At 54.6% G+C, this 17,615-nt stretch carries 15 protein-coding genes; 5 read left to right on the top strand and 10 right to left on the bottom strand.

Annotated elements, in window-relative coordinates; translation table 11 throughout:
• Positions 1-171 precede the first annotated feature (171 nt).
• Positions 172-687: a lipoprotein gene (locus NA330_RS03995; protein ID WP_001270724.1), complete on the bottom strand. Its 516-nt coding sequence runs from the start codon at positions 685-687 to the stop codon at positions 172-174.
• Between the two features lie 127 nt (positions 688-814).
• On the opposite strand from NA330_RS03995, the gene NA330_RS03990 reads away from it, so the two are divergent.
• Entirely contained in the window at positions 815-1,138 is a 324-nt protein-coding gene (locus NA330_RS03990) for a heavy metal-binding domain-containing protein (protein WP_001160725.1), read from the top strand.
• Positions 1,135-1,965, top strand: coding sequence for an N-acetylmuramoyl-L-alanine amidase (locus tag NA330_RS03985; RefSeq protein ID WP_001202293.1), 831 nt, complete (start codon positions 1,135-1,137; stop codon positions 1,963-1,965). The genes NA330_RS03990 and NA330_RS03985 overlap by 4 nt, the downstream gene beginning before the upstream one ends.
• On the opposite strand, the gene NA330_RS03980 is transcribed toward NA330_RS03985, so the two are convergent.
• From NA330_RS03980 to NA330_RS03950, 7 genes are all read right to left on the bottom strand, one after another.
• A complete protein-coding gene (locus NA330_RS03980; RefSeq protein WP_017440906.1) occupies positions 1,962-2,975 on the bottom strand; it encodes an NAD-dependent epimerase/dehydratase family protein in 1,014 nt (337 codons plus the stop codon). The two genes, NA330_RS03985 and NA330_RS03980, sit on opposite strands and share 4 nt — an antisense overlap.
• A 95-nt stretch (positions 2,976-3,070) precedes the next feature.
• A complete protein-coding gene (locus tag NA330_RS03975; RefSeq protein WP_000079013.1) occupies positions 3,071-4,504 on the bottom strand; it encodes an SDR family oxidoreductase in 1,434 nt (477 codons plus the stop codon).
• A 10-nt stretch (positions 4,505-4,514) separates the two neighbouring features.
• Positions 4,515-5,516: a low-specificity L-threonine aldolase gene (ltaE, locus tag NA330_RS03970; RefSeq protein ID WP_017440907.1), complete on the bottom strand. Its 1,002-nt coding sequence runs from the start codon at positions 5,514-5,516 to the stop codon at positions 4,515-4,517.
• Positions 5,517-5,554: 38 nt separating this feature from the next.
• Entirely contained in the window at positions 5,555-7,273 is a 1,719-nt protein-coding gene (gene poxB, locus NA330_RS03965) for a ubiquinone-dependent pyruvate dehydrogenase (RefSeq protein WP_001728981.1), read from the bottom strand.
• 157 nt (positions 7,274-7,430) lie between these two features.
• The gene (gene hcr / locus NA330_RS03960; RefSeq protein WP_000178698.1) at positions 7,431-8,399 is read right to left on the bottom strand and encodes an NADH oxidoreductase; all 969 of its coding nucleotides are present in this window, start codon (positions 8,397-8,399) and stop codon (positions 7,431-7,433) included.
• Positions 8,400-8,410: 11 nt separating this feature from the next.
• Complete coding sequence (gene hcp / locus NA330_RS03955; RefSeq protein WP_000458784.1) at positions 8,411-10,063, bottom strand: hydroxylamine reductase; 1,653 nt, start codon at positions 10,061-10,063, stop codon at positions 8,411-8,413.
• 143 nt (positions 10,064-10,206) lie between these two features.
• Positions 10,207-11,106 carry a lysine exporter LysO family protein gene (locus tag NA330_RS03950; RefSeq protein WP_000491118.1) on the bottom strand — a complete coding sequence of 300 codons (900 nt, stop codon included), beginning with the start codon at positions 11,104-11,106 and terminating at the stop codon, positions 10,207-10,209.
• 201 nt (positions 11,107-11,307) lie between these two features.
• Between NA330_RS03950 and NA330_RS03945 the strand changes: the two genes are divergently transcribed.
• Complete coding sequence (locus NA330_RS03945) at positions 11,308-12,966, top strand: ATP-dependent endonuclease (RefSeq protein WP_000599765.1); 1,659 nt, start codon at positions 11,308-11,310, stop codon at positions 12,964-12,966.
• Here the strand turns inward: NA330_RS03945 and NA330_RS03940 are convergent.
• Entirely contained in the window at positions 12,963-13,913 is a 951-nt protein-coding gene (locus NA330_RS03940; protein ID WP_001519667.1) for a VirK/YbjX family protein, read from the bottom strand. The genes NA330_RS03945 and NA330_RS03940 overlap by 4 nt on opposite strands.
• A 145-nt stretch (positions 13,914-14,058) precedes the next feature.
• Here NA330_RS03940 and macA point away from each other — a divergent pair, with 145 nt between their 5' ends.
• Together macA and macB are read left to right on the top strand one after the other, a co-directional pair.
• Entirely contained in the window at positions 14,059-15,177 is a 1,119-nt protein-coding gene (macA, locus tag NA330_RS03935; RefSeq protein WP_001201750.1) for a macrolide transporter subunit MacA, read from the top strand.
• Entirely contained in the window at positions 15,174-17,120 is a 1,947-nt protein-coding gene (gene macB / locus NA330_RS03930) for a macrolide ABC transporter ATP-binding protein/permease MacB (protein WP_000125894.1), read from the top strand. Before macA ends, macB begins: the two co-directional genes overlap by 4 nt.
• A 129-nt stretch (positions 17,121-17,249) precedes the next feature.
• Here macB and cspD read toward each other — a convergent pair whose 3' ends face one another.
• Positions 17,250-17,471, bottom strand: a complete 222-nt coding sequence (gene cspD / locus NA330_RS03925; protein ID WP_000447499.1) for a cold shock-like protein CspD — start codon at positions 17,469-17,471, stop codon at positions 17,250-17,252.
• Positions 17,472-17,615: the final 144 nt, after the last annotated feature.

Raw genomic sequence — 17,615 nt, 5'->3', positions numbered from 1 at the left:
GAATAGTTATGCAATATTTATGCGTTAAAAGTTAAATATATCCCACATTCTTCCCTAAACATAGCACAAAATAGCAGGAGGAATAGTAGGTAAGAAGAATTGTCGGCATCCCGGGCAGAATGCCAGACAATTTACGGGGTTATGGGTGCAAAAGCGGGGGAATACTGGCTGTTAACGGTTTTCTATCGACTGGCGCAGCGTACCGGCAGGGGCATGGACATCTCCGCCCAGATAGCGAACGTCGTCAATCACCCAGCATGAGCCTTCGTGAATCATAAGCACTTCATCCTGCCAGCTTTGATCGCCCTGTTTTAACGCCACCCGCAGAGGAATATTGCGCGCATCTCGGTTCGGAATGGTTGATGCGCTGGCGACGTTGGCGCTATCCGGCAGCGTAGCGCGGCTGGAGAACAGATCGCCGCTCATCAACTGGCGGTGCTCCGTATCGCGGCTGGCGTCGGTCAACAATTTCGCCAGGTTATCACTCAAGTAGGGGCGAAGCGCGGCGATATCATTGCTGTGGTGTTGAATACGGTAGTCGTAAAATTGTTGAGCCACGCTGTCCGGGCCGCCTTCCACACACGCGCCGATACGCGGGCCATTATCTTTGTAGGCGGGAGTGACGGTCGTACAGGCGCTAAGCAGAAGCGCGCACGGGATGAGCAAAGAGAGTTTAGAATAGCGCATGATGATTTCCTTATAGGCGATCGAGCAAAAACCGATCTACGATAATCAATTATATCCTTTCAATGATAGCGTATCAGCTTGATAATGCGTTTGAGATCGTGTGCTTAGCTAACCCGGGAGATTCACTATGCAGTTTTCAACAACCCCAACGCTGGAAGGACAAAGCATCGTGGAGTATTGCGGTGTGGTAACGGGCGAAGCCATTTTAGGCGCCAATATTTTCCGCGATTTTTTCGCCGGCATTCGGGATATCGTCGGCGGACGTTCCGGCGCGTATGAGAAAGAGCTGCGTAAAGCGCGTGAAATCGCTTTTCAGGAACTTGGCGAGCAGGCTAAAGCGTTGGGCGCCGATGCGGTGGTAGGCATCGATATTGATTACGAAACTGTCGGCAAGGATGGCAGTATGCTGATGGTCAGCGTCAGCGGAACGGCGGTGAAAACGCGCCGATGAGAGCGCTACTGTGGCTGGTGGGTCTCGCGTTGCTGTTAACAGGCTGCGCGAGCGAAAAAGGAATTATCGATAAAGAGGGATATCAGCTTGATACCCGACATCGGGCGCAGGCGGCCTATCCGCGCATTAAAGTCCTGGTGATTCACTATACGGCGGAAAACTTTGACGTTTCGCTGGCGACGTTAACGGGCCGCAACGTCAGTTCGCATTACCTGATTCCCGCAACCCCGCCATTATATGGCGGTAAACCGCGCATCTGGCAACTGGTGCCGGAACAGGATCAGGCCTGGCATGCGGGCGTCAGTTTCTGGCGAGGCGCCACGCGTCTCAATGATACGTCTATTGGCATTGAGCTGGAAAATCGCGGCTGGCGAATGTCCGGCGGGGTGAAATCTTTCGCGCCGTTTGAATCCGCGCAAATTCAGGCATTGATTCCGTTAGCGAAGGACATTATCGCGCGCTATGACATCAAACCACAGAATGTGGTGGCCCATGCGGATATCGCGCCGCAGCGTAAAGACGATCCCGGCCCGCGCTTCCCGTGGCGCGAGCTGGCGGCGCAGGGGATTGGCGCCTGGCCTGACGCCCAGCGTGTGGCGTTTTATCTGGCTGGACGCGCGCCGTATACGCCAGTCGATACCGCAACGGTGCTTGCGTTACTCTCGCGCTATGGCTATGAAGTCAAAGCCGATATGACGGCGCGCGAGCAACAGCGGGTGATTATGGCGTTCCAGATGCACTTCCGTCCGGCGCAATGGAACGGTATCGCAGATGCCGAAACGCAGGCGATTGCCGAAGCATTACTGGAGAAGTACGGCCAGGATTAACGCGGTAAATTTCCGTGATCGCGCAGCCAGGCGGCGGTGCGCTCAATGCCTTCGTCCAGCGTGACGATGGGCTGGTAGCCCAGCTCGTCCTGCGCGCGAGTCGTATCGAGCGTAAAATCAAAATTCAGTTTTGACACGCCGTAATGCGTTAGCGGGGGCTCTTTGGCGGATTTTTTGCCGAAGCGTTCCATACTGCGGGCGATCATATCCAGCATCGGGTAAGGCACAGAGCGAATGCGGCAGTCGATAGTCAGTTCATCAATTAACTTTTGTACGATGCTGCGTAAGGTGCGGTTTTCGCCGTTAGTGATGTTATAAGCGCGGCCAGAAGGCAGATGATCGCAGTCCGGCTGGCTGGCCAGCCACATGGCGTGGATCGCATTTTCATAGTAGGTCATATCGACCAGCGCGCTGCCCCCGTGCGGTAATAAGACGCTACCGTAATGGTGCATCATATGCGCCAGACGTGGGATAAATACTTTATCGTGTGGGCCAAACAGGCTTTGCGGACGCAACACCGTAAAACGTGTTTGCGGATTGGCCTGCGCCAGCAGATTAATCACCTCTTCACCGGCGGCTTTACTGCGGGCGAACTCATTGGCAAACCGATGCGGACGGAAATCCTCTTTGATATCACGGTGATGGTGGTAATCAAAATAGAGTGAGGGAGAGGAGATATGAATAAAATTGCGCACGCCCCAGGCGACCGCCCATTCTCCCAGGCGGCGGGTGGCGCGAACATTCGCCAGATCGAAAGCTTGTTGGGTTCCCCAGGGCGAGGTAAAGCTGGAGCAGTGCCACAACGTGTCGATCCCGGCGAGCATCACTTTAGCCTGCGAGGAGACCAGTTCGGTTAAATCCGCATGGACGAATTCCGCGCCCATTTTTTCAAGCAGCTTGCCCATCGCTTCATTGCGACCCGTCGCTCTGACGCTGATGCCTTTATTGCGCAAAAATTCAACCGCGTTTCGACCTAAGCCGCTGGTGGCGCCGGTAACCAGTACCTTCATATCAATCCACTGTGTTTAATAAACCGTCGTGCGCATTCTTCCGTGAATTACGTCGGTATGCAATGGGAAACACGAAAGAATACAGCAACTTTTTCTCATTTTTCTGTGATTTGTTCTGCAAGTCGGGCAATACGCCTTGCCATTCCCCGGAAAATAAACAGGTGCGCCGGGATCATCAGTAGCCAGTAAATCAGGCCCGGCATTCCGTGTGGATGCCACCAGGCGCGCACGTCAATTTCGCGGTAGCGGCCTTTATCGTGCAGCGTGAAGCTAAGCCGCCCCAGACCCGGCGCTTTCATGCCAAACAAGAGCGTGAGCTGTTTTTCTGGTTCGACAATGATCACTTTCCAGCTATCTACCGTATCGCCAGGCTTGAGCAAGGTATGCGACGGGCGGCCTTTCGCCAGTTTATGCCCCACCAGACGGTCCATCGCGGCGCGCGTCTGCCACAAAATATTGCCGAAAAAATAGCCCTCTTTGCCACCCAGCCGATTTACGACCTGCCATAGCGCCGATAGGCTGGCCGGGGTCTGCGCGGTAAAGCCCGCCTGCTTTGGAAAATAGCCGTATTCGGGACGCCAGCGGGCGAAGGCCAGCGCGTCGTAGCCCCAGTCGCTGGAGTTCACCAGTTTTTCTTCTTCTTTCAGCGTGCGGCGAACGGCGTCGTCAAAGGTGATAAGCGTTTGGGGGATCAACTTTTTTAACGCGGCGTCATCGGCCAGCAAATCGTGCCTTAACCCCTGAATTAAGGCTTTTGCGGTAGTCGGCGGCACGGAGGTAATGACGTTTAAAAACCAGACCGAAATCCAGCGGGTCGGAAAAGGCACCGGGATCAGCGGACGCCGTTTACCGCTGACGGCCATAAAACGTTCAAACTGCTGCTGATAGCTTAATACCTGCGGCCCGGCGGCTTCCAGAATACGATGCTCGTGCGCAGGGTGGTCCAGCAAGCCGACCAGGTAGTAGAGTAAATTTTCCAGAGCGATGGGCGTGGTGCGCGAACGCACCCAGCGCGGCGGCGTGAGTATTGGCAGGTTGTAAACCATGTCACGCATGACTTCGAAGGCGGCGGAGCCTGCGCCGACGATGATCCCGGCGCGTAATTCCGTCACCGGTACGCCTGCGTCGCGCAGCGTGTCAGCCGTAAGCTGGCGGGCGCGCAGGTGATCGGATTGCTCATGCGTCGGCGCCTGCAATGAACTGAGGAAAATAAGTTGTTTAACCGGCGTCTGGCGCAGCGCGTCGCGCACGTTGAGCGCCGCCTGACGCTCATGGGCGATAAAATCGCCGCCTTCGCCCATGCCGTGTACCAGATAGTAAACGGTATCAATGTCGCGAAGCAGCGCGGGTAAATTTTCCGGCCAGTGCAGATCGACCTTATGACAACTGACGTTGGCGAGGCGCTGTTTTTCCAGACGTTCGACGCGTCGCGCCGCCGCCCGCACCTGATGCCCTTGCTGACTTAGCGCAAAGACCAGGTGCTGGCCGATATAGCCGCTGGCGCCGAGAACCAGAATGCGTTGCGCCACATTGCTCTCCTTAGCGGGCTAAAAAGGCGCGCCAGTGGGCGACGACGTCGGCAAGCTGTTCGCGAGAGACATCCAGATGCGTCACCAGACGCACAATCGGCGCGGCGTTAATCAGGATATTCCGTTCCCGCAAATAGTCGCCAAGCGCGGCGGCCTGTGCTTCGCCAACGCGAACAAACAGCATATTCGTTTCGTGGCGCATGACCTCCGCGCCCGCTTCCCGAAGCTGCTGCGCCAGCCAGGCGGCGTTATCATGATCCTCTTGCAGACGCGCCACGTTATGCTTCAGCGCATACAGTCCGGCCGCTGCCAGAATCCCGGCCTGACGCATTCCGCCGCCGACCATTTTACGCCAGCGCGTCGCGCGTTTAATGTAGTCGCGGTTGCCGACCAGCAGCGAACCGACCGGCGTCCCGAGACCTTTTGACAGGCAGATGGTAAAAGAGTCGCAATACTGCGAAATTTCTTTTAACTCACAGCCGTAGGCAACCACCGCGTTAAAAATTCGGGCGCCGTCAACGTGCAGCGCCAGCCCACGTTCGCGGGTAAACGTCCAGGCGTCTTTCAGATACGCGCGCGGCAGCACTTTCCCGTTATGCGTATTTTCCAGACTGAGCAAGCGCGTGCGCGCGAAGTGGATGTCATCCGCTTTAATCTTCGCCGCCACGTTCTCCAGCGGCAGCGTACCGTCCGCGGCGGCGTCGATAGGCTGCGGCTGAATGCTGCCGAGCACCGCCGCGCCGCCAGCTTCATAGAGATAATTATGCGCGCCCTGACCGACGATATACTCTTCGCCGCGTTCACAATGGCTAAGCAGCGCGACCAGATTGGCCTGGGTGCCGGTGGGTAAAAAAAGCGCCGCTTCTTTACCGGAAAGGTCGGCGGCGTAGCGCTGAAGGGCGTTAACAGTAGGGTCATCGCCGTATACGTCGTCCCCGACCGGGGCGGTCATCATCGCCTCGAGCATGGCGCGGCCCGGTCGGGTAACGGTATCACTGCGTAAATCAATCATGGCACATCCCTGGATTTTAAAAGGTGATGTGCACTGTTTTACCTTAGCCAGTTCGTTTTCGCCAGTTCGATCACTTCATCGCCGCGGCCGCTAATAATGGCGCGTAGCATGTACAGGCTAAAGCCTTTCGCTTGTTCCAGTTTGATCTGCGGCGGGATCGCCAGCTCTTCTTTTGCCACGACCACGTCAACCAGTACCGGGCCGTCAATGGAAAACGCGCGCTGTAGCGCACCGTCCACGTCTGCGGCTTTTTCCACGCGAATACCGGTAATGCCGCAGGCTTCGGCGATACGCGCGAAATTGGTGTCGTGCAGTTCGGTACCGTCGGTAAGGTAGCCGCCGGCTTTCATTTCCATCGCCACAAAGCCCAGCACGCTGTTATTAAAGACGACGATTTTTATCGGCAGCTTCATCTGTACCACCGAGAGAAAATCGCCCATCAGCATACTGAAGCCGCCATCACCGCACATCGCGATAACCTGCCGACCCGGCGCGGTGGCCTGAGCGCCGAGCGCCTGCGGCATGGCGTTGGCCATTGACCCGTGGTTAAACGAGCCCAGCAGGCGGCGCTTGCCGTTCATTTTTAGATAGCGGGCCGCCCAGACGGTCGGCGTGCCGACATCGCAGGTAAAAATAGCGTCGTCAGCGGCGAAATGGCTAATTTGTTGCGCCAGATATTGCGGATGGATGGCTTTGTCGCTGAGTTTGGCTAAGTCATCAAGTCCCTTACGGGCGTCCCGATAGTGCTCCAGAGCTTTATCGAGGAATTTACGATTGCTTTTTTCTTCCACCAGCGGCAGCAGGGCGCGAAGCGTGGCTTTAATATCGCCCACCAGCGCCATGTCGACTTTGCTGTGCGCGCCAATACTGCCCGGGTTGATGTCAATCTGAATGATTTTGGCATCGCTCGGATAAAAGGCGCGGTAGGGGAACTGGGTGCCGAGCAGGATCAGCGTATCGGCGTTCATCATGGTGTGGAAGCCAGAAGAGAAGCCAATCAGGCCGGTCATTCCCACATCATAAGGGTTATCGTACTCAACGTGCTCTTTGCCGCGCAGGGCATGAACGATTGGCGCTTTTAGTTTTGCCGCCAACGCGACCAACTCCTCATGCGCGCCCGCGCAGCCGCTACCGCACATCAATGCGATATTGCTGGAGTAGCGCAGCAGTTGCGCCAGTTTTTTCAGCTCTTCCTCCGCCGGCGTGACGACGGGGAGCGGGGCATGGTACCAATGGGTGACGGCGTTTTCAGGCGCGGGTTTCAGCGCCACGTCACCCGGCAGTACGACCACGGAGACGCCGCGATTTAACACCGCTTTGCGCATGGCGATGGCGAGTACCTGCGGGATCTGCTCCGGGCTGGAAACCAACTCGCAATAGTGGCTGCATTCACGGAACAACTCCTGCGGGTGGGTCTCCTGGAAATAACCGCTGCCGATTTCACTGGACGGAATATGGGCGGCGATCGCCAGAACAGGGACGTGGTTACGGTGGCAATCAAACAGGCCATTGATCAGGTGCAGGTTGCCCGGTCCACATGAACCGGCGCACACTGCCAGCTCGCCGGTAAGCTGCGCTTGTGCGCCGGCGGCGAAAGCGGCGACCTCTTCGTGGCGGGTTGGCATCCATTCAATGGTTCCCATACGATTAAGGCTATCGCTCAGGCCGTTCAGGGAATCGCCAGTGACGCCCCAGATTCGTTTTACGCCAGCCTGTTCCAGCGTTTTGGCGATAAAAGCAGCAACGGTTTGTTTCATGGTTCTCCATCTCCTTAAATGTGATAACGGTTACAAGTTTAGTTGAAGATGACGATGACGTTTTTCTTTGGCGAAGAGAGGGGCGAAAGGATGAAGCGAGTGGTAAATCGCCCGGTGGCGCTAACGCTTACCGGGCCTACGATGGAACGTTTACCGATTATGCGAGAACAAGATCGCCCTGCGGATGGCAGGAGCAGGCCAGTACGTAACCTTCGGCAATCTCCGCCTCGCTCAGCGTCATGGTGCTGCTCACCGTATAGTCGCCGGAAACGACTTTGGTTTTACAGCAGCCGCAAACACCTGCCCGACAGGCAGCGGCAACCGGTACTTTGTTACTCTCCAGCGCCTCCAACAGCGTCGTACCGATCGGAGCATAGAATTCCTGCGCTGGCTGTAGCTTGGTGAATTTCAGGCCGCTGGTTGCCGTTTCCGCCACCGGCGTGAAGAACTTCTCTTTAAAGAAGCGCGTTACGCCAAGCGCTTTCACTCCCTGTTCGACGAAATCCATATAGGGCGCCGGGCCGCAGGTCATGATGGTGCGCGATGCCAAATCCGGTACGCGCTGTAACAATTCCGTGGTCAGACGGCCCGCGACAAAACCTTCCGTGGCATGATTTTCCGCCACTAGCGTGACCGGATACTGTCGCCACTCGTCGGCAAAAATCACATCATCCGGCGAACGGACGTTAAAGATGACCTGCACATCGGCCTGCGGGCGGTATTTTGCCAGCCAGCGACGCATCGACATGATTGGCGTTACGCCACAACCGGCGGCGAGCAGCAGAAACTTATCTTCTGTTTTATCGTCACAGGTAAAATCGCCCATTGCATCAGACAGCCAGATGTAATCGCCGCGCTTGATGTCATGGGTCAACCACTGTGAACCCGTGCCATCTTCAATCCGACGAACGGTCAGCGTGATATATTCACTGACGCCCGGCGTAGACGAAAGGGTGTAGGCGCGCAGCGTTTCCGCTGAATTACGCACGCTCACCAGCGCATACTGCCCGGCGCGGTAAGGGTAGTAATCATGGCATAATAGCGCAATTGTCCATACATCCGGTGTCTCCTGACGGATGTGATGCACCTGCATTCGCCAGGGACACTGTGAGGTTGGCATCGTCATCATTGACCTCCTTACGCGCTCAGCAATTGCTTCATGTCTTCTTCAACAGTGGTCACGGAGCGCAGACCGAACTTCTCGTTGAGGATAGCCAGCAAATCCGGCGTGAAGAAGCCCGGCGCGGTCGGCCCGGTGATAATATTTTTCACGCCTAATGACAGCAGCGTCAGCAGAATCACGATCGCTTTCTGCTCAAACCAGGAGAGCACCAGCGATAGCGGCAGATCGTTGACGCCGCAGCCCAGTTTTTCCGCCAGCGTCACCGCCAGGATAATCGCGGAGTAAGCATCGTTACACTGACCGGCATCGACCAGACGCGGCAGCCCTTCGATGTCGCCGAACTCCAGTTTGTTGAAACGGTATTTACCGCACGCCAGGGTCAGGATCAGGCAGTCATCCGGTACGCTGGTGGCGAAATCGGTAAAGTAGTTACGCTCGCCGCGCGCGCCGTCACAGCCGCCGACCAGGAAGATGTGGCGCAGTTTTTCACGGCTGACCAGATCGATGAGCGTATCGGCAGCGCCGAGCAGGGTCTGACGGCCAAAACCGACGGTGATGAGATGCGGAATTTCGCTATACGGGAAGCCCGCCATCTGCTGCGCCTGGGCAATGACCGGCCCGAAGTCATCACCTTCAAGATGGCTAACGCCCGGCCAGCCGACGATGCTACGGGTCCAGATACGGTCGTCATAGCTGCCCACGGTCGGGTCGATAATGCAGTTAGAAGTCATCACGATTGGGCCCGGGAAGCGGGCGAACTCGACCTGCTGATTCTGCCAGCCGCTGCCGTAGTTACCGACCAGATGCTTGAATTTACGCAGTTCCGGATAGCCATGTGCGGGCAGCATTTCACCGTGAGTGTAGACGTTAACGCCGGTGCCTTCGGTCTGCTCCAGCAGGTTGTAGAGATCTTTCAGATCATGACCGGAGATCAGAATGCACTTGCCTTCAGTCGCTTTGACGTTGACCTGAGTCGGCGTTGGGTGACCGTATTTGGTGGTTTCACCGGCATCCAGAATGCTCATCACTTTGAAGTTCATCTGGCCGATTTCCATTGCGCACTCCAGCAGCGCGTTCATGTCAGCAGGCCAGGTGCCCAGCCAGGCCATGATTTTGTGGTACTGCGCGTAAATGTCGTTGTCGTATTGACCGAGAACGTGCGCGTGCTCCATATACGCCGCCGCGCCTTTCAGACCGTACAGGCACAGCAGACGCAGGCCGAGGATGTTCTCGCCAATGGCGGCTTTGTCTTTATTCGGGGTAAATTCCGCCGCCTGACGTTGCAGTTCGCCCAGATCGTCGCTAACCAGTTGCAGATCGGCCATCGGATTGTCGCAATGCGCATTGGCATCTACGCTCAGGCACTGCGCTTTCAACGCTTCACGCAAGGCAATCGCTTCACGGGCGTAGCCGACGATACGCGGAGAGTCGAAGTTAACATTGGTCAGCGTGGAGAAAAACGCGCGCGGCGCAAAGTTATCAACGTCGTGATTAATGATGCCATATTCACGGGCCTTCACCGCCCAGGCAGACAAACCTTGCAAAGCCGCAATCAGCAGATCCTGCAGATCGGACGTTTCAGCTGTTTTACCGCACATTCCCTGCGCGTAGGAGCAGCCGTTTCCGGCTGGTGTACGGATGGTTTGTTCACATTGCACACAAAACATGGTCACACCTTTTAAAGTTATATTTAATATACATGTTTAAGGTTATGCCTGTGAACAAAGGGATAAAAGGGATTTCTGCCATAATGTGCAAGGAGATTGATTTAGCGCAATTTTGGCGGCAGATGCCTACCGCCAAAGAGGTATCAGGCCGAGAAGAACGCCATTAAGAGGGGGACCAGCAGGCTGAGGATAAAGCCATGTACGATAGCCGCCGGAACAATCTCTACGCCGCCGGAGCGCTGTAATACCGGCAACGTAAAGTCCATTGAGGTCGCTCCGCACAGGCCCAACGCCGTTGAACGGCTGCGGCGAACCAGGCCGGGAATAAGCATAATGGCTAAGAGTTCGCGGGCCAGATCGTTAAAAAATGCCGCGCTGCCGATAACCGGTCCAAACGACTCCGTCAGCAAAATACCGGAAAGAGAGTACCAGCCGAAACCTGACGCCATCGCCAGGGCGGTTTTTAGCGGTAAGTCCAGGATAAACGCATTAATCACGCCGCCCAGTAATGAGCTTGCCACGACAACGACCGCGACCATCATTCCCCGGCGGTTAAGCACAATTTGCTTTAAGGTCATGCCGCTATTTCGTAGCTGAATCCCCACCAGGAACAATAAAAAGATCAGCGTATATTCACTGGCTTCGGTGGCGTGCTGTAAAACAGAGAGTCCGCTCAGGCCGATAACAAACCCCAATACCACTACGCCGCACAGTTGCAGCGACTCCAGCGCCATGGCAATACGCGAAGGCAGTTTTTCCTGCTGATGATGGTGACGCCACGGGAGGATACGTTCCAGCCACAGTAAGGCAGCGATATTACACAATAAAATAATCGTAATACTGACGGCGGAATAATGAAAAATCGCCACCAGATTACTGGCGAGGTTATCCAAAAACGCCAAGCTTATTCCCATAAAAAAGAGAATAAGATACACGATCCAGCTCAGTAGCCGGTTAATGAGTTGTAATGCGGCTTTATGTCGCAGTGGAATGAGATAGCCCACAATCAGTGGAACCAGAATGATTAAAAGTCCTGAAAACATGAACAGCCGGGCCCTTTTTTATTGTTTGAATAGCGTACATGACACTACCGAATTCCAGACTATCAGTAAAGCGACACCGTCAGCCGTACATTTATCAGACATTTGCCCCAGGCAAAGGGGGGGAATATCACGCCAGGCGGACGCATTTGCCGTTATACTGCGGTGAATTTTATGGAGTGATGACGTTTTTCTGGAGGAAGCATGATTCTCGAACGCGTTGAAATAGTAGGATTTCGCGGTATCAACCGACTGTCGTTGATGCTGGAGCAAAACAACGTGCTGATTGGGGAAAACGCCTGGGGAAAATCCAGCCTGCTGGATGCGCTGACTCTGTTATTGTCGCCGGAACTCGATCTCTACCATTTTGTCCGTGAGGATTTCTGGTTTCCGCCTGGCGACATAAAAGGACGCGAGCATCACCTGCATATTATTCTGACTTTTCGCGAAACGCAGCCAGGGCGGCATCGGGTACGTCGTTATCGAGCGCTGGAAGCATGCTGGTCGCCTTGCGAGGATGATTTTCACCGTATTTTTTATCGGCTAGAGGGCGAATGCGGCGCCGATGGCAGCGTGATGACGCTGCGCAGTTTTCTCAATAGCGATGGGCAGCCATTACTGGTGGAAAATATTAACGATCAGGTGCGCCACCTGGTTCGTCTGATGCCAGTGCTACGTTTGCGCGATGCGCGCTTTATGCGACGTATTCGCAACGGTACGGTGCCCAATGTGCCGGATGTTGAAGTCACGGCCCGACAGCTGGATTTTCTGGCGCGTGAGCTGGCGACCCGGCCGCAAAATTTAACCGACGGGCAGATTCGTCAGGGACTGTCCGCGATGGTGCAACTGCTTGAACACTATTTCTCAGAGCAGGGCGCAGGACAGGCGCGTCACCGACTCATGCGCCGGCGTTCGCAAAATGAGCAGCGTAGCTGGCGCTATCTGGATATTATTAATCGGATGATCGACAAACCGGGCAGCCGGTCGCATCGGGTGATCCTGCTGGGGCTTTTCTCCACGCTGTTACAGGCGAAAGGGACGCTGCGGTTACATAAAGACGCACGACCATTACTGCTGGTGGAAGATCCGGAAACCCGTTTACATCCCATTATGCTTTCAGTTGCCTGGCAATTGCTCAATCTGTTACCGCTACAGCGGATAGCGACAACCAACTCAGGCGAATTGCTCTCGCTAACGCCGGTGGAGCATGTCGTACGGTTGGTGCGCGAATCTTCCCGCGTCGCCGCCTGGCGTCTGGGCCCGGGCGGGTTAAGCGCGGAAGATGGACGGCGCATCGCCTTTCATATCCGCTTTAATCGCGCGTCGTCGCTGTTTGCGCGTTGCTGGCTACTGGTGGAAGGCGAGACGGAAACCTGGGTTATTAATGAGCTGGCGCGTCAGTGTGGACATCATTTTGATGCGGAGGGCATTAAAGTCATTGAGTTTGCTCAGTCTGGCCTGAAACCGCTGGTGAAGTTCGCCCGCCGTATGGGAATCGAGTGGCATGTCCTGGTGGATGGCGACGAAGCGGGGAAAAAATATGCCGCGACGGTCCGCAGTCTGCTTAATAACGATCGGGAAGAAGAACGCGAACATCTCACGGCGCTGCCTGCGCTGGATATGGAACATTTTATGTATCGTCAGGGCTTTGCCGATGTTTTTCACCGGGTTGCGCAGCTTCCGCCTAATGTGCCGATGAATACCCGGAAAATTATCACTAAAGCTATCCACCGCTCGTCAAAGCCGGATTTGGCGATTGAAGTCGCGATGGAAGCCGGGCGGCGGGGAATTGACGCCGTGCCGCCGCTGTTCAGAAAGATGTTCTCGCGTGTGGTTTGGCTGGCGCGGGGCCGGGCGGATTAACGTTTGAATGTGGCCGGAACCTGTTCGACGACGCTATCGAGTAACGCATAGCGGCGGCGATACTCGGCCCGTTTTTTACTGGCGATCTCCGCTTCGCTTTTTCGGGCGATCGCCAGCGGTAGCGTATAGTAATTCCCTTTAATTCTTTCACCGCCTAACGATTCCCAAAACGCGTCATAGTCGGCATGCATTTGCGTCTTTTTATCCATGTATCGCCAGCTACGGTAAACGTGCGCATCGTTACTCACAGCTATAATCTTTTCTGCCTGAAAGACTTGCGCAAACTGACAGAGAGCCTCCATCACGATGCGTTTGGGAAAAAGACCATGGCAGGCTTTGGTCGCCTGCTGGATAATTTCGTGAGGGACGTCGTTTGCCGCGCCCTGTAATCCGCCGATAAATAGTGTGCGTTGTTGGTTAAAGCGACACAGAGTAAATGTGATCTCTGCCAGAATACGTAACTGTGCGTCGCGAACAACAATAGTGCTTTCACCTTCTTTATCCAGTGAGACCAGACTGACTAAATCAAGTTGAAACAACTCGCCGGTTTTAGTTTCAAATTTAGCAAGATTCAGGCCATACTGACTTAAATAGCTAACTTGTTGTTCCCGCGATAAAAGTTGGCGCATCTGTTGATAATGAAAACACAGAGCGTCTAAGGCGAAATCGCGTTTAATATTTACAGCCATATAAGGACGATGTAGCCGAATAGGCAAACGCGGCTGACGAGCAAGTAACGTATTTAACTCCGGCCATTGGGTGAGATTGGTCAGTAATTGGCTGGTCGCACGCGGCATGACTAATGAGCGGATTAAAAACTTGCGACGAAAGCTGGCTTTACGCCAGAATTTTCCTGGCTGTAATTGCCCGCGCGTCAGACGAATAAATAATTGTAAAGGAGAGATGTAATCTGAAGTGTACCAGGTATTATCTGTAAGCTGTGTCATGATCGTAATCCGCGACATAAGATTGTCGAGATTGAACCACAGGAAACATTAACCAATCGTCAATACAGCCGACGCTATCTTTATTGCGTCAGGTTTGTTTAGATACGGTTTACTTTCTGGTTGAAATTTTGCCGTCAGGGTTTCTATGCGTGCTAAGGGAAAGAAATTTAAAAAGCGTTATCTGGTCATTATTTTAATTCTTTTAGTGGGGGGGATGGCTGGCTGGCGAATGATAAATGCCCCGCTGCCAACTTATCAGACATTAATCGTGCGGCCAGGCGATCTTGAACAGAGTGTACTGGCGACTGGAAAACTGGACGCGTTGCGTAAAGTGGATGTCGGCGCGCAGGTGAGCGGCCAGTTGAAAACGCTGCTGGTCTCCATTGGCGATAACGTTAAAAAAGATCAGCTACTCGGCGTGATTGACCCAGATCAGGCGGAGAACCAGATAAAAGAGGTCGAGGCCACCCTGATGGAGCTGAACGCGGAGCGTCAACAGGCAGCCGCTGAGTTAAAGCTGGCGCGGGTTACGCTGGCGCGCCAGCAGCAGTTAGCTAAGACTCAGGCGGTATCGCAACAGGATCTGGATACCGCGGCGACGGAGATGGCGGTTAAACAGGCGCGTATTGGCACCATAGATGCCCAGATCAAACGTAATCGGGCCTCGTTGGACACCGCGAAAACCAACCTGGAATATACCCGTATTGTTGCCCCCATGGCGGGGGAAGTGACGCAAATCACTACCCTGCAAGGACAAACGGTGATTGCAGCTCAGCAGGCGCCCAATATTCTGACGCTGGCGGATATGAGCACCATGCTGGTAAAAGCGCAGGTCTCGGAAGCGGACGTGATCCATCTTCGGGCGGGGCAGAAAGCATGGTTCACCATTGCAGGCGATCCGCAAACGCGCTATGAAGGCGTTTTAAAAGATATTCTGCCGACGCCGGAAAAGATCAACGACGCTATTTTTTATTACGCCCGGTTTGAAGTGCCGAATCCCAAAAGAATCTTGCGTCTTGATATGACCGCACAGGTTTATATTCAACTCATGGATGTCAAAAATGTGCTGATTATTCCTCTCGCCGCGCTTGGCGAACCGGTGGGCGGCAATCGTTATAAAGTGGCGCTGTTGCGTAACGGCGAAAAACGTGAGCGCGAAGTGATCATTGGCGAGCGTAACGATACAGACGTGGAAGTGGTTAAAGGTCTGGAAGCGGGCGATGAGGTGATCATCGGCGAGAGCAGGCCAGGAGCGACGCCATGACGGCATTGCTTGAACTGCGCAATGTGAGTCGCAGCTACCCCTCCGGAGAAGAGCAGGTGGCGGTGTTGAAAGATATCTCCCTGCAAATCCACGCCGGGGAGATGGTGGCGATCGTCGGCGTTTCCGGTTCTGGAAAATCAACGCTGATGAATATCCTCGGGTGCCTGGATAAACCGACCAGCGGCACTTATCGGGTGGCGGGGCGGGACGTCTCGACGCTGGACCCGGACGCGCTGGCGCAGCTGCGGCGTGAGCATTTTGGCTTTATCTTTCAGCGCTACCATCTGTTGTCGCATTTAACGGCAGCGCAAAATGTTGAAATCCCCGCCGTCTACGCCGGTATTGAACGCAAAAAACGCCAGGCGCGCGCCAGAGAGTTGCTTTTGCGGCTGGGATTAAGCGATCGCGTCGATTACCCACCTTCACAGCTTTCTGGCGGACAGCAGCAGCGTGTCAGTATTGCCCGCGCGCTGATGAACGGCGGACAGGTGATTCTGGCGGATGAGCCGACCGGCGCGCTGGATAGTCATTCCGGCGAAGAGGTGATGGCGATTTTGCGCCAACTGCGCGATCGCGGACATACGGTGATCATTGTGACGCACGATCCGCTGATTGCCGCCCAGGCGGAGCGGATTATTGAAATTCACGATGGCAAGATTGTCCATAATCCGCCCGCGCAGGAAAAGAAACGCGAACAGGGAGTTGACGCTGCCGTAGTTAATACGGCTCCCGGCTGGCGGCAATTCGCCAGCAGCTTTCGCGAAGCGCTGTCAATGGCGTGGTTAGCGATGGCCGCTAACAAAATGCGTACTTTACTGACCATGCTGGGAATTATTATCGGTATTGCGTCGGTGGTGTCGATTGTGGTGGTCGGCGACGCCGCAAAACAGATGGTACTGGCGGATATCCGCGCTATGGGCACTAATACGATTGATATTCATCCAGGCAAAGATTTCGGCGACGACAACCCGCAGTATCGACAGGCGCTGAAATATGACGATCTGGTCGCTATTCAGAAACAGCCGTGGGTTAACTCTGCGACGCCCAGCGTTTCAAAGAGCTTACGTCTTCGCTATGGCAATATTGATATTGCCGTAAATGCTAATGGCGTCAGTGGCGATTATTTTAACGTTTACGGCATGTCCTTTAGGGAGGGGAACACCTTCAATGCTGTACAGCAACAGGATCGCGCGCAGGTGGTGGTGCTGGATGCCAACACGCGACGCCAGCTATTTCCAAATAAAGCGAATGTCGTAGGGGAAGTGGTGCTGGTGGGTAATATGCCGGTTATTGTTATTGGCGTGGCGGAAGAGAAACCGTCCATGTACGGCAATAGCAATCTGTTGCAAGTTTGGTTGCCCTATAGCACGATGTCAGATCGCATAATGGGTCAGTCATGGCTTAACTCGATCACCGTTCGTGTGAAAGATGGCGTTGATAGCGATCAGGCTGAACAGCAGCTTACTCGCCTGCTCACCTTACGCCACGGTAAAAAAGACTTCTTCACCTGGAATATGGACAGCGTCCTGAAAACGGCTGAAAAAACCACCTATACTCTTCAGTTATTTCTGACGCTGGTGGCTGTCATTTCGCTGGTTGTCGGCGGCATCGGCGTTATGAATATTATGCTGGTTTCCGTCACCGAGCGAACGCGTGAAATCGGCATCCGTATGGCGGTAGGCGCGCGCGCCAGCGATGTGCTACAGCAGTTTCTTATTGAAGCGGTGCTGGTTTGCCTGGTTGGTGGAGCGCTGGGGATTAGCTTGTCGATGTTCATCGCATTTATGCTACAGCTTTTCCTGCCCGGCTGGGAGATCGGTTTTTCACTGACTGCGCTGGCGAGCGCGTTTTTATGTTCGACATTTACTGGGATACTGTTTGGCTGGCTACCGGCGAGAAACGCGGCGCGACTGGACCCGGTGGATGCGCTGGCAAGGGAGTAATCTTGCTGACGTCATTTGTCGGCCTGATAAGATGCAACGGTGTTGCTATCAGGAACTGGCGTTAAATAAAAATGCCAGCCGATCGGGCTGGCATTTTGCCTCCTGGATGTACACAATGAGACAGAGGAGCTATGCAACGGCCTCTGCTTCGATGGGCACGATGACGCTGGCGTGATTGCCTTTTGGCCCCTGGTGGACATCAAACCGGACAGACTGTCCGGCTTTAAGCGTTCTGTAACCATCCATTTGAATGGTGGAATAATGGGCGAAAATATCCTCGCCGCCGCCTTCAGGGCAGATGAAACCAAACCCTTTGGCATTGTTGAACCACTTTACAGTACCCGTTTCCATGCTTCGACATCCTTCGTAAATCTTATATAAGTAAGATGGAATGAACCGGTGACGGAGTGGGGGCTGTTCAAAACCTCACCAACTCTCGACATTACAATTTAGAGAAATCAGGCGAGGCGTCAAGCATCAGGCAGGGGGGATCGG

It is taken from the genome of Salmonella sp. NW722, assembly GCF_051702785.1.
GTDB classification, from domain to species: Bacteria; Pseudomonadota; Gammaproteobacteria; order Enterobacterales; family Enterobacteriaceae; genus Salmonella; species Salmonella enterica.
The sequence above is the reverse complement of the archived record's forward strand: the minus strand, read 5'-3'. Positions and strand labels throughout refer to the sequence as shown.